Below are 13,095 nucleotides of genomic sequence, written 5' to 3' on the forward strand. Positions count from 1 at the left end.
CGGGTATCGATGTTGGTCAGCGCAGGATATTTCGCCGCCTCGATCATGATCTGGCCGACCAGGCGGTCGAGTTCGGCGTAATCCATGCTGCCCTGTACGACGATCCAGATCGGCGCCGAGCGCACGCTCTGGCCGAGCGAGGGCGGATTGTTGACGAAGCCGCGCACGCCAGCCAGTTCGCCGAATTTCGGCGTCAGTTCGGTGACGATGCTCTGCTGCTTGCGGTGACGGTCGTTCCAGTGTTCCAGGCGGGTGAAGGACACGCCCTGCGACAGGATCGGATTGCCCGACACCACGAAACGCGACACCGCCTCGGGCACCTCTTCCATGATCTTCTCGACCTGGCGGGCGTATTTCTCCATGTAGTTCAGGGTGGCGCCTTCCGGCCCGTTAAAGCTGCCGATGATGATGCCGCGATCCTCGATCGGGGAGAGTTCGGGCTTGAGCGTGGCGAATACGAAATAGCTGCCGCAGGCGAACAGCACACCGACCAGGATCACCGCCAGCCGCGCCTTCAATGCCGTGCGTAACGTCCGGCTGTATCCCGTGGTCAGGCCGTTCAGCGCATTCTCCACCAGGTTGAACAGCCGGCCATGCCTGGCTTCATGCCGCAGAAGCCGCCCGCACATCATCGGGCTGAGCGTGAGTGCGACGAAGCCGGAAACCAGCACGGCGCCGGCCAGCGCCCAGGCGAATTCGGTGAACAGACGCCCGGTGGTGCCGCTCATGAAGCCGATGGGGGCATAAACCGCGGCCAGCGTCAGCGTCATCGCCACCACGGCAAAGCCGATTTCCTTCGCACCGCGGAAGGCCGCGTCCAGCGGCGCCATGCCGTCTTCGATATGGCGATAGATGTTTTCCAGCACCACGATGGCATCGTCGACCACCAGGCCGATCGCCAGCACCATGGCCAGCAGGGTCAGCGTGTTGATGGTGAACCCCATCGCATACATGAGGGCGAAGGCGCCCATCAGCGAGGCCGGAATGGTGACAACCGGGATCAGCGTCGCGCGCCAGTTGCGCAGGAACAGGAACACCACCGCCACCACCAGCAAAACGGCTTCGCCGATGGTGTGATAGACCGAGTCGATGGAGGCGCGGATAAAGACCGAGGTGTCGTAGGCAATTTCCGCCCGCATGCCTTCGGGCAGATTCGCCAGGATCGACGGCAGCGCATCGCGCACGCCTTCAGAAATGTCGAGCGGATTGGCGACCGCCTGCTTGACGACGCCGAGCGACACCGCCGGCTTGCCGTTGAAGCGCACGCTGACGCGCTCGTCCAGCGGGCCGACCTCGACATGGCCGACATCGCTGAGCCGCACCGGATAGCCATTCACCTCGCGGACGATAATGGCGTTGAACTGGTCGGCCGTCCGCAGATCGGTTTCCGACAGCACGGTGAATTCCAGGTTGCGGCTTTCGATACGGCCGGCTGGCACTTCCACATTCTGCCGCCGCAGGGCGCCCTCCACATCCTGCGGCGTCAGGCCGTAGGCAGCCAGGCGGCCGGCATCGAGCCAGATGCGCATGGCATAGCGCCGCTCGCCGAAAATGCGCGCCTCGGCCACGCCGGCAATCGACTGCAGGCGGTCCTTCACATAGCGGTCGGCAAAATCGGTTAGCTCCAGCGCCGAATGGCGGTCGGAGGAAAAGGCGATATAGAGCACCGGCTGGGCGTCGGCCTCGATTTTCGACACGATCGGCTCGTCGATCTCTTCCGGCAGCTTGCCGCGCACGCGGCTGACGCGATCGCGCACGTCGTTGGCGGTGGCTTCGGCGTCGCGCGACAGCTTGAACCGCACCACCACCAGGCTGCGTTCCGGCCGGGTGATCGAACGGACGTAGTCGATCCCCTCGATACCGGCAATCGATTCCTCCAGGACGCGGGTGACCTGGCTTTCGATCACTTCGGCACTGGCGCCGCGATACAGCGTTTCCACCAGCACCACCGGCGGATCGATATTGGGATATTCGCGAACCGTCAGCCGCGTGAAGGCGACGAGGCCAATCAGCACCACCACCAGGCTGAGTACGGTGGCGAAGACAGGCCGGCGAATGCAGAGATCGGAAATCTTCATGGCTTACGACCTGCCTTACGATCCGGACGCCAGCTTCGATTCGCGCACATACTGGCCGTCGCGCAGCTTCTGCGCGCCTTCCGCCACGACGCTGTCGCCCGCTTTCAGGCCTTCCAGGATCTCGACCTCGCCGGCGCGGCGCAGGCCGGTACGCAGTTTGGTCTGCACGGCTTTACCGTCCACGACACGAAAGGCGAAGATGTCGCGCCCCATCGGCATCAATGCAGTTTCGGGAATCAGCACGGCATTCGGCCGTTCTTCCACGATCAGCGTGACGCGGGCGAACATCCCCGGCCGCAGTTTCTTGTCGGCATTCGGCAGGCGGGCGCGCAGGATCACGGCGCGGCCGTTCGGATCGATCGCCGGATCGATGGCGTAGACGCGGCCGTCGAAGTTTGCATTCGGGAAGGCATCGAGGCGCACGCGGATCGCCTGTCCCGCAGCAATAACCTGGGCATGGATTTCCGGAATGCGGAAGTCGACCTTCAGCTGTTCCACGCTTTCGATATTGGCAATCGCCTGGCCGGGATTGACGTAATCGCCAATGCTGACCTGACGCAGGCCGAGGATACCATCGAACGGCGCCTGCAGCGTGCTCTTGTCGAGCGTGGCCTGGGCCAGTGCCAACGTCGCTTCGTCAGTCGAGAGCTTCGCCAGCGCCTCATCCAGCGTGCGCTGGGTGCCGGCACCGCGCGTGGCCAGTTCCTTGGCGCGGCTGAAATTGGCCCGGCTGAGGATAATGCTGGCACGCGCCTGGTTGACCTGGGCGCGCGCAATGGCGGCATCCAGCCGCAGGAGCGGCGCACCGCGTTTCACCGGCTGGCCTTCCTCGAACAGGATTTCGCTGACGCGGCCCGAAATTTCCGGCCGCAGCACGACCGATTCATCCGAGCGCAGGCTGCCGATCGCTTCGATCTGCTGGCGCACCGCGCCGATGGCAACCGTGCGGATATCGACCGGGATGGGCGCCTGTGCGCTGCCCTGCTGCGCAGTCGCCACCTTCGTCGTGCCGGCGGCATTGGGCGTGAACATTTCGCGTATCTCGGGGCCGTAGACCCAGATGACGCCGCCGACCGCAGCCAGCGCAACAATGCTGATACCAAGTCTCTTCTTCATTACCCGCCTGCCATTCGGAAATCTACGGCGCCGCCCCTCCCCGGGCTTTTTGCCGGAACCTGCTGCGGTTCCGGATGCGCGCCGTGTATCTGTACTGTAGAGTATAGAAAATAGAAGACAATTCTTACGGCATGACCGCACGAACCAAACGTACCAATTCCGCGACGCTGCCGCCACGTGAGAAAGGCCGGCCGGCGCAGCGCCGCCGCGGCCGCCCGGCCGATGCCCGCAAGCATGCCGATATCCTGGCGGTCGCCATGGATGTGTTCCTCAAGGGCGGCTACCACGCCGCCAGCATGGACGCGATTGCGGCCCGGGCCAAAGTCTCGAAAATCACGGTTTATGCGCATTTTTCCAGCAAACAGGCGCTGTTCAGCGCCATCTGCGCCGAACTGGCCGGCCGGCTGACCGGCACCTTCCAGCGCATGACCCTGTCCGGTCTCGCCCCCGAGAAGGCGCTGCGGCAGATGGCGCGCGCCTATCTCGACCTGGCACTCGCGCCGCGCTCACTGGCGCTGCACCGGCTGGTGGTGGCCGAGGCCGCCCGCCAGCCGCAGCTGGGTCGGCTGATCCACCGCCATGGCCCGGTCGCCATCGCCGCCACCCTGGCGGTGTATCTGAAGGCGCAGCCCAGCCTGCGGATCGCCAACCCGGAACTGGCGGCGCAGCAGTTCCTCGGCATGGTGCTGGCACAGAACCAGCTCGGCCTGCTGCTGGCCGGCAAGCCGGCGGCGAAATCGAAAGCCGCGCTCAACGCCGCCATCGACCATGCCGTCGAGCTGTTCCTGAACGGCTGCCGGAAAATCTAGGCGGACCGGCAATGCTCGGCCATGAAGCTTAGGAAAGCCGCATCGTTGGCATAAGCCACATTCACGCGCAGCGCCGGCACATGCGCGGTGCGATCCAGCGTGAAGATCGAGCTGGGCGCCAGGAAGATGCCGCGTTCGGCCGCCAGCCGCGCCAGTTCCACATCATCGCAGCCCTCGGGCAGCGGGCACCACATGTAATAGCCGCCGGCCGGCGGATTGAAGTCGGTCATACCAATGGCGGAAAGCTCGGCCATCGCGCGGCTGGAGGCGCGGGCCACGCGGTCACGCAGGCGGCTTAAATGATGGCGGTAATGCCCATCCGCCATCAGCTCGTGGATCAGGCGTTCGACATAGCCTGAACTGTTCACCACGGTGAGCATCTTCACATCGGTCAGCGACCGAATGAGCGCCGGCGAGGCGGCGATATAGCCGGTGCGCAGGGAGGCCGAGAGCGTCTTGGAAAAGGTGCCGACGTAGATCACGCGCTCCAGCCGGTCCAGCGTGGCAAGGCGCGGCGTGATCGGCGGCAGCAGATCGGCGAAGGGATCGTCTTCCACCAGGATCATGCCGAGCCGTTCAGCCTGCTGCAGCAGGCGATGCATCGCCGCCGGCGTCATCGAGGTGCCGGTCGGGTTATGCGCCAGCGTCTGCGTGAAGAACAGCCGCGGGCGATATTGTGCGGCCTTGGCTTCGAGGTCTTCCGGATCGGGACCCTCGGCGGTGCGGCGCACGCCGATCACATTGGCGCGCGCCAGCCGCAGCTTGCCGAACAGCGGGTAATAGCCGGGACTGTCGACCAGCACGGCCTCGCCCGGCTCGATGAAATGCCGCACGATCAGGTCGAGCGCGTGGTTGGCGCCGCAGGTGAGCAGGATCTGTTCAGCGCTGACATGGATCGAGCGTTCGATCAGCCGGCCTGCGATCATCTCGCGCAGGGGGCCATACCCCTGCGGTGCGCCATACCCATGTTCGACGCGCTCGCCGCCACGCGTACTGAGCCGCAGATGGCGGCCGAGTTCCGACGCCTCCATCCAGGTCGCCGGCGGGCGGCCGTCGCCGACGCGCACCGTATAGTGCTGGTTGAGCTGTTCCCGCAGCAGCGAGACGAGGTCGATCGCTTCGCTGACATGCGCCGGGCGGATCGAGGTCGACGCCTTGGGTCGCGGTCGCGCGACATAGAAGCCCGACCCGCGCTTGGGCTCGAGGTAGCCCTGGGCCACCAGCCGGTCGTAGGCCTCGACCATGGTGTTTTTCGACACACCGAATTCGGTCGCCGCCTGGCGCACCGAGCCGAGCCGTGTGCCGGGTGTCAGATGCCCCTGCTCCACCTGCTGGGCGATGTTGCGCGCGATCTGCTCGGCACGGGCGATCCGCATGCTTCCTCCAAACTGTACCAGACAATCGATCAGTACAGTTCCTCGGACAATAGCGGGAATTGTCCCTTGTTTAAACCGGCATGCACCGTGATTTTGAACCGCGATCAGGACCGCGCCGGAAAGGCGGCGGCCAAGTGGAGGAAACACAATGAGCAAGGCGGTCTCTGCCGGTCCGGCAGGGCGGAAGGTGAATTCGCGTATCGAGAATTACCGCAACATGACGCCGGCGCAGCGTCTGGCTGCCCTGGCCGACGCCGCCGGCCTGTCGGATACCGACCGCGCCCTGCTGGCACAGCCCGGCGGTCTGCCGGTCGAGCGCGCCAACGGCATGATCGAGAATGTGGTCGGCACGTTTGAGCTGCCGCTGGGCGTCGCCACCAACTTCCAGATCAACGGCCGCGATTACCTGATCCCGATGGCGGTGGAAGAGCCCTCCGTCGTCGCCGCCGCCTCCTACATGGCGCGCATCGCGCGCGACTGCGGCGGTTTCGAGACCTCCAGCACCCTGCCGATCATGCGAGCCCAGGTGCAGCTGATCGGCGTCAGCGATCCGCATGGCGCGCGGCTCCAGATCCTGGCAGCGCGCGACGAGATCATCGCGGCGGCCAATGCACGCGACAAGGTGCTGATCGGGCTGGGCGGCGGCTGCCGCGACATCGAGGTGCATGTCTTCCCGCAGACGCCGCGCGGCCCTATCGTGGTCACGCATCTGCTGGTCGACGTGCGCGACGCCATGGGCGCCAACACGGTGAACACCATGGCCGAGACGGTCGCGCCGATCATCGAGCGTGTCACCGGCGGACAGGTGCGCCTGCGCATCCTGTCGAATCTCGCCGACCGCCGCATCGCGCGGGCCCGCGTCAGCCTGACCGAAGAGTCGCTGGCCACGAAAGAATTTTCCGGCAAGCGCATGATCGACGGCATCCTCGATGCCTACACATTCGCGGCCGTCGATCCGTATCGCGCCACCACGCATAACAAGGGCATCATGAACGGCATCGACCCGGTGGTGGTCGCCACCGGCAACGACTGGCGCGCCATCGAAGCCGGCGCGCATGCCTTTGCCGCGCGCAGCGGGCATTACACCTCGCTGACTACCTGGGAACTCAGCAGCGACGGCCGCCTGGTCGGCACGCTGGAAATGCCGATGGCGCTCGGCCTCGTCGGCGGTGCGACCAAGACGCATCCGCTGGCCCAGCTGGCCTTGCGCATCCTGGGCGTGAGCAGCGCGCAGGAACTGGCCGAAGTCACCGTCACCGTCGGTCTGGCGCAGAACATGGCTGCGCTGCGCGCGCTCGCCACCGAAGGCATCCAGCGCGGCCATATGGCGCTGCATGCCCGCAATATCGCCATCGTCGCCGGCGCGTCCGGCGCGGAAATCGACAAGGTGGCCGCCGAACTTGCCGCCAGCCACGACGTGCGCACCGACCGTGCCGCGGAGATCCTCGCGCGCCTGCGCAAGGCCTGAGATTACGCGTTCGATAAACCAAGAAGCACACCAACGGAGGAAGCCAGAATGACGATCAATCGACGTAACCTGCTCGGCTCGGGCGCTGCCCTCGCCAGCACTGCTGTATTCGCCACGCCGGCGCTGGCCCAGAGCGGCGCGGTGAAATGGCGCATGCAGGCGCTGTGGGATCCGGGTACCACGCCGCAGAAATTCGAGGAACGTTTCGTCAAGCGCGTGTCGGAACTGACTGGCGGCAAGTTCACCATCGAGCTGTTCGCCGGTGGCCAGATCGTGCCGGCGGCGCAGGCTTTCGACGCCGTGCGCGGCGGCGCTTTTGAGATGATGAAGACCTTCGATGGCTACGAAGCCGGCAAGATCCCCGCCTTCGCCTTCACCAGCACGATCCCCTTCGGCTTCCCGGAATCGGACCAGTATGAAGCCTGGTTCTATGAGATGGGCGGCCTGGAGATGGCCCGCGAGGCCTATGCGCCGGCCGGCCTGGTCTATGTCGCGCCGACCGTATACGGCCAGGAACCGATCCACGCCAAGATGCCGATCACCAGGATCGCCGATCTGGCCGGCAAGAAAGGCCGCTTCGTCGGCCTCGCCTCCGCCGTGATGGCTGCGTTCGGCGTCAGCGTCTCACCGCTGCCGACCGGCGAGGTCTATTCGGCGCTCGACAAGGGTGTGATCGATATCGCTGATCGCGGCGACCTGACCGCCAACTTCGAGGCGGGCCTGGCCGAAGTGGCCAAGCATGTGGTGATCCCGGGCGTACATCAGCCGACCACCGCCACCTGTTATGCTGCCAACCGTGGCGCCTACGAAAAGCTGCCGGCCGACTACAAGGCGGCACTGGCCGTGGCGGCGCGCGAAATCTCGGCCAGCCTGCGCCAGCATATCCTGGTGCAGGATGCCCTCGCGCTGGAGAAGTACAAGGCGAAGGGCTGCACCATCCACACCTTCGATCCGGCCGATATCCTCGCCAACCGTCCGAAGGCCGTCGCGGCCTGGCAGGCGGCGACCAAGGATAATGCGCTGGCCAAGAAGATCCTGGAAAGCCAGATGGCCTTCATGAAACGCCTCGGCGTACTGGCGTAAGTTCGCGTCATGCGGCGGATGTCATCCGGCATCCGCCGTTTTTCTTCAGGCTCCCGGGGAAGATCATGCCGCCTGTCATTGCCGCTCTCACCGGTGCCATCACCGCCACCAACCGCGCGGCCTTCTACCTCGCCATCTCGCTGATCTATCTGATCGTGCCCGTCATGCTGATCGACGTGGTGATGCGTTATGCCTTCAACGCACCGACCGTCTGGGGCATGGAATCCGCCACCCTGTTGTTCGGCCCCTATTTCCTGCTCGCCGGCCCGCATGTGCTGCATCAGAAAGGCCATGTTGCCATGGACCTGTTGCGCCAGCGGCTGAGCCTGCGAGGCGAACGGCTGCTTGCACTGATCAACATGCCGATCATCATCGCCTTCTGCGGCATCCTGCTGTGGTACTCCGTGCCAGCTGCCATCGATTCCTTCAATTACGGCGAAACCTCTTTCTCGGCCTGGAATCCGCCGATCTGGTGGACCAAGGCCGCCGTGCCGATTGCACTGCTGCTGATGCTGTTGCAGGCACTGGCCGAATTCCTGCGCGTGCTGTTTCGCGATCCCGGCGCCCTGACGCGAACCGACGATGCGGAGGTCGCGCTATGAGTTCGACCGCCATCCTGATCATGATGTTCGGCGGGCTCACATTGTTCATGATGAGCGGCCTGCCGATTGCCTTCGTGCTGGGCGGCCTGTCGCTGCTGATCACCGTGCTGTTCTGGAATTCCCAGGCCGTGATCATCCTGGTGCTGCAGATTTTCGACACGATGAAATCGGAAGCGCTGCTGGCGATTCCACTCTACATCCTGATGGCTGCGCTGTTGCAGCGCTCCGGCGTGATCGAAAAGCTCTACCGCGCCATGGAATTGTGGTTCGGCCGCCTGCGCGGCGGCATCGCCGTCGGCACGGTGGTGATCTGCGTGATCATGGCGGCGATGACCGGCGTGGTCGGCGCTGCCGTCACTGCCATGGGCATGCTGGCACTCCCCGAAATGCTGAGTCGTAAATACAGCCCCGAACTGGCGACCGGCACCATCTGCGCATCCGGCACGCTCGGCATCCTGATCCCGCCCTCGGTGCTCACCATCATCTACGCCGTCACCGCGCAGGTCTCCATTGGCAAGATGCTGATCGCCGGCATCGTGCCCGGCCTGATGCTCGCATCGCTGTATATCGCTTATATTCTGCTGGTGGCCTGGCTGAAGCCCGGTGCCGCGCCCCTGCCCGAGGATTACACCCCGGCGCCCTGGCGCGAGCGGCTGCTCGCGCTGAAAGCGCTGATCCTGCCGGCGGCGCTGATTCTGCTGATCCTCGGCTCGATCTTCTTCGGCATCGCCACACCCACCGAAGCCGCCGCCGTCGGCGTGTTTGGTGCGCTGATCGCCACGATGCTGGAACGCCGCCTCAGTTTCGAAACCCTGGTCTCGGCCGCGACCGATACCGGCAAGGCGACTGCGATGATCCTGTGGATCACTATCGGCGCAAAAGCCTATGTCGCCATCTTCACTGGCCTGGGCGGCGCGGATTCTCTGCTCAACCTGATCAAGTCGCTGGATGTCGGACCCTATGTGATCCTGGGCGTGATGATGCTGATCCTGATCTTTCTCGGCACCGCGCTCGATGAAGTCGGCATCATCCTGCTGACCGTGCCGGTCTTCATCCCGATCGTGAAATTCCTCGGCTTCGACGAAATCTGGTTCGGCGTGCTGTATGCCATCACGATCCAGATGGGCTATATCTCGCCACCGTTTGGCTACACGCTATTTTATATGAAAGCCGTCCTGCCCAAGGGGCTGAGCATGGGCGTGGTCTATCGCGGGATCATCCCGTTCTTCCTGCTGCAGGGCGTCGGCCTGGTCGTCGCCATGGCCTTCCCGGAACTGATGACCTTCCTGCCGCGCCTGATGGATAACTGAGGCAGGCCGCGCGCTATTCCTTCACCGCACCGGTCATCGCCGAGACATAGTGCTCGACGAAGAAGGCATAGAGCACCACCAGCGGCAGCGAACCGACCAGCGCACCAGCCATCAGCGAACCCCAGCGATAGATGTCGCCGTCGACGAATTCGTTGACGATGGCGACCGGCACGGTCTTGTTGGTCACCGACTGCAGGAAGGTGAGCGCATAGATGAACTCGTTCCAGCACAGCGTGAAGCAGAAGATGAAGGCCGAAATCAGTCCGGGCACCGACAGCGGCAGCACGATGCGGGTGAGAATCTGCCACCGGGATGCGCCGTCGATCAGCGCGCATTCCTCCAGCTCGAAGGGGATGGTCTTGAAATAGCCCATCAGCAGCCAGGTGGAGAACGGGATCAGGATGGTCGGATAAACCAGGATCAGCGCCAGCGGGCTGTCGAACAGGCCGTACTGGAACACCACGGTGGCCAGCGGAATGAACAGGATCGACGGCGGCACCAGGTAAGCGAGGAAGATCAGGCCGCCCACCGTCTGTGCGCCTTTGAAGCGCAGGCGCACGATGGCATAGGCGGCGAGCACGCTGGCGACGATCGACAGCGCGGTGGCGCCGGCCGCGACATACATCGTGTTCCAGAGCCATTTCGGGTAATTCGAGTCGAACAGCAGCTTCTTGATATGCTGCAGCGTCGGATCCCAGGTCCAGAACGGGCTGACCGTTTCCATATCCAGCAGCTGCTCGTTCGGTTTGATCGCGGTCAGCGCCATCCAGTAGAACGGAAACAGCAGGATGACCAGGAAGATCACCAGCGGCAGATACAGCGTCACGAGCCGCCGCGGCACCGATTCCAGATAGCTCATGCCCTCGGAATGGTCAGCCTTCGCTTCTGCAATCGCCATCAGCTTTGCACCTCAGTCATTGTCGGAGCCCTGCTGCCATTTACGGCGCTGCAGGCCGAACCAGGAAATCATAATCGCACCGAGCAGGAACGGGATCATCGCGGTCGCGATTGCCGCGCCCTCGCCCAGCTGGCCGGCAATGATGCCGCGCTGATACGACAGCGTGGCCATCAGATGGGTGGCATTCACAGGTCCGCCACGCGTCATCGCCCAGATCAGCTGGAAATCGGTGAAGGTGAACAGCACCGAGAAGGTCATCACCACCGCGATGATCGGGGTCAGCAGCGGATAGGTGATATGGCGAAACCGCTGCCAGGGCGTGGCGCCGTCCAGTGTCGCGGCTTCATAGAGCGAAGGCGACACCGTCTGCAGGCCGGCCAGCAGCGTGATCGCCACGAAGGGCACGCCGCGCCAGATATTGGCGAAGATGGTGGACCAGCGTGCGTTCCACGGATCGCCGAGGAAATCGATATTGGCGGTGATCAACCCCATCTTTTTCAGCGACCAGGAGAGAATGGAGAACTGCGAGTCGTAGATCCACCAGAAGGCAATCGCCGACAGCACGGTCGGCACGATGAAGGGGATCAATACGGCGGCGCGGACCAGCGCCTTGAAAGGGATATGCTTGTCGAGCAGCAGCGCCAGATAGAGGCCGGCGGCGAATTTGATCACGCTGGCGACAATCGTATAGAGCAGGGTGTTGAGCACCGAGAGCCAGAAGGTTGAATCACCCTGCAGCCATTCGTAATTCTCAAGGCCGATCCAGCCGCCGCCGCGGCCGATTTTCGTGTCGGTGAAGGACAGCCATACGCCGAGGCCCAGCGGATAGGCCAGAAACAGGGCCAGGATCGCAAGGGCCGGCAACATAAACCAGTAACCCAGCCATGTCCGGTTCGACTTGAGCTGGCTCCAGGCGCTCACCTCGATCTTCCGCGGTGCGCGGCGGGCCATCGTTTTGTCGGTCACGTCAACCATGCTTTTCCCGATCACTATACTGGTGGAAAGAGGGCCACGGACGATGTCCGTCCGTGGCCCGTTTCCGTCAGCGATAGATACGCTTGGCCTGCCGCTCGGCAGCCGCCATCGCACCCTTGATGTCTTCGCGGCCGGTCGCGTAATTGGCAAACATGTCGACCACGATGAAATCGGCGATTGCGGATGCCGCCTTTTCGCCGAGCGTGCCGAGCCCGGCCGGCGTCAGCGTCCGCTTCGACACGTCGCGATACGGCGTGCGCTTCGGATCCGAGGTCCAGACCGGGTTCTTGTCGTAGGCATTGAGGAAGTGCGACAGGTAACCCTGCGCCGACTCGACCCACGGATTGAAGTTTTCCGCTTCCAGCATGAAGGCCGTGAAGGCCTTGCAGGCATTCGGCGCCTTGGTGAAGTTGAAGGTCAGGATCGGGAAAGCCAGATGCAGCTCGGTCGGCTTGCCGACCGGACCGATGGGCATGTAGGCATGGTTCATGTCTTCGGCGACGGCCTTGTTTTCCTTCTGGGCCGTCACATAGACCGAGATGCCGTTCGAGGTGAGATGCAGGTCGCCCGACACGAAGATCTTGTTGTTGGACGAGTCATTCCATGACGCAGTGCCCGGGATGAAGTTCTCATACAGCGCCTTGACGAATTCGAGCGACTTGGCGGTTTCGGGCGAGTTGATGATGACCTTGTCGTTCTTATCGACCAGGTTGCCGCCATGCGACCACAGCGCCCAGTGCAGCCAGGTATTGGCGTCACCCGAAGCATGGCCGAGCGCGAAACCGGCCGGCGTGTTGTTCTTCTTCAGTGCCTTCACCAGTTCGAGGAAGCCCGCCGTATCCTTCGGGAATTCCTTGAAACCGGCCTTCTGCATCGAAGAGACGCGATAGTTCATCAGACCGCCGGTGGTGGCGATCGGGATGCAGATCCATTTGTTGCCGGACTTGCCGTAAAGCTCGCCGGACTGGGCCCAGCCGCCGTATTTCTTGCCCAGATAATCGGCCACATCGGTCACATCCAGGCACTTGGCTGGGAACAGATGCGGCAGCGAATACAGACCCCAGACCATGTCGAGGCCCTGGCCGGTATTGGCAACCACCGAAGCCTTGGGCTGGATGTCGTCATAGGATTCGCTGACGACGCTGATCTCGACGCCGGTGGCGGCCTTGAACGCGGCGACCATCTTCATGAAGGCGGCATCTTCGGCTTCGACGAAGCGGCGCCAGCGCATCAGATTCAGCTTGGCGCCGGCTTCCGGCTTCCAGGGCGATGACTGGGCCCAGGCTTTGGCCCAATCGAACAGTGCGCTGGTGCTGAGCATAGCAGCAGCAGCGGTGCCTTTGACAAATGTACGGCGTGTAAAATCATGCATTGGTCGCT

Annotated in this window: 11 protein-coding genes; 5 read left to right on the plus strand and 6 right to left on the minus strand. The window is 63.7% G+C overall.

Features of this window, described 5'->3' with window-relative positions:
- A partial coding sequence (locus CTR53_RS16055; RefSeq protein ID WP_290815761.1) for an efflux RND transporter permease subunit occupies positions 1-2,078 on the minus strand: 2,078 nt, incomplete at its 3' end.
- Between the two features lie 15 nt (positions 2,079-2,093).
- Positions 2,094-3,194, minus strand: coding sequence for an efflux RND transporter periplasmic adaptor subunit (locus CTR53_RS16060; protein ID WP_290815587.1), 1,101 nt, complete (start codon positions 3,192-3,194; stop codon positions 2,094-2,096).
- A 131-nt stretch (positions 3,195-3,325) separates the two neighbouring features.
- On the opposite strand from CTR53_RS16060, the gene CTR53_RS16065 reads away from it, so the two are divergent.
- Positions 3,326-4,003, plus strand: coding sequence for a TetR/AcrR family transcriptional regulator (locus CTR53_RS16065; RefSeq protein ID WP_290815590.1), 678 nt, complete (start codon positions 3,326-3,328; stop codon positions 4,001-4,003).
- Here CTR53_RS16065 and CTR53_RS16070 read toward each other — a convergent pair.
- Positions 4,000-5,379: a PLP-dependent aminotransferase family protein gene (locus CTR53_RS16070; RefSeq protein WP_290815593.1), complete on the minus strand. Its 1,380-nt coding sequence runs from the start codon at positions 5,377-5,379 to the stop codon at positions 4,000-4,002. The two genes, CTR53_RS16065 and CTR53_RS16070, sit on opposite strands and share 4 nt — an antisense overlap.
- A 148-nt stretch (positions 5,380-5,527) precedes the next feature.
- On the opposite strand from CTR53_RS16070, the gene CTR53_RS16075 reads away from it, so the two are divergent.
- From CTR53_RS16075 to CTR53_RS16090, 4 genes are all read left to right on the plus strand, one after another.
- Positions 5,528-6,847, plus strand: a complete 1,320-nt coding sequence (locus tag CTR53_RS16075; protein ID WP_290815596.1) for a hydroxymethylglutaryl-CoA reductase, degradative — start codon at positions 5,528-5,530, stop codon at positions 6,845-6,847.
- 48 nt (positions 6,848-6,895) lie between these two features.
- Positions 6,896-7,930 carry a TRAP transporter substrate-binding protein DctP gene (gene dctP, locus CTR53_RS16080; protein WP_290815598.1) on the plus strand — a complete coding sequence of 345 codons (1,035 nt, stop codon included), beginning with the start codon at positions 6,896-6,898 and terminating at the stop codon, positions 7,928-7,930.
- A gap of 65 nt (positions 7,931-7,995) precedes the next feature.
- Positions 7,996-8,532: a TRAP transporter small permease subunit gene (locus CTR53_RS16085; protein ID WP_290815601.1), complete on the plus strand. Its 537-nt coding sequence runs from the start codon at positions 7,996-7,998 to the stop codon at positions 8,530-8,532.
- Positions 8,529-9,842, plus strand: coding sequence for a TRAP transporter large permease subunit (locus tag CTR53_RS16090; RefSeq protein WP_290815603.1), 1,314 nt, complete (start codon positions 8,529-8,531; stop codon positions 9,840-9,842). Before CTR53_RS16085 ends, CTR53_RS16090 begins: the two co-directional genes overlap by 4 nt.
- Positions 9,843-9,855: 13 nt before the next feature.
- Here the strand turns inward: CTR53_RS16090 and CTR53_RS16095 are convergent, their stop codons facing one another.
- From CTR53_RS16095 to CTR53_RS16105, 3 genes are all read right to left on the minus strand, one after another.
- Positions 9,856-10,740 (minus strand): carbohydrate ABC transporter permease, encoded by an 885-nt coding sequence (locus tag CTR53_RS16095; protein WP_290815606.1) that lies wholly within the window; start codon positions 10,738-10,740, stop codon positions 9,856-9,858.
- A 12-nt stretch (positions 10,741-10,752) separates the two neighbouring features.
- Positions 10,753-11,706 carry a carbohydrate ABC transporter permease gene (locus tag CTR53_RS16100; protein ID WP_290815609.1) on the minus strand — a complete coding sequence of 318 codons (954 nt, stop codon included), beginning with the start codon at positions 11,704-11,706 and terminating at the stop codon, positions 10,753-10,755.
- A gap of 76 nt (positions 11,707-11,782) precedes the next feature.
- The gene (locus CTR53_RS16105) at positions 11,783-13,087 is read right to left on the minus strand and encodes an ABC transporter substrate-binding protein (RefSeq protein WP_290815611.1); all 1,305 of its coding nucleotides are present in this window, start codon (positions 13,085-13,087) and stop codon (positions 11,783-11,785) included.
- Positions 13,088-13,095 lie beyond the last annotated feature (8 nt).

This window comes from Ferrovibrio sp., assembly GCF_002796975.1.
In the GTDB taxonomy this organism is placed as follows: Bacteria; Pseudomonadota; Alphaproteobacteria; order Ferrovibrionales; family Ferrovibrionaceae; genus Ferrovibrio.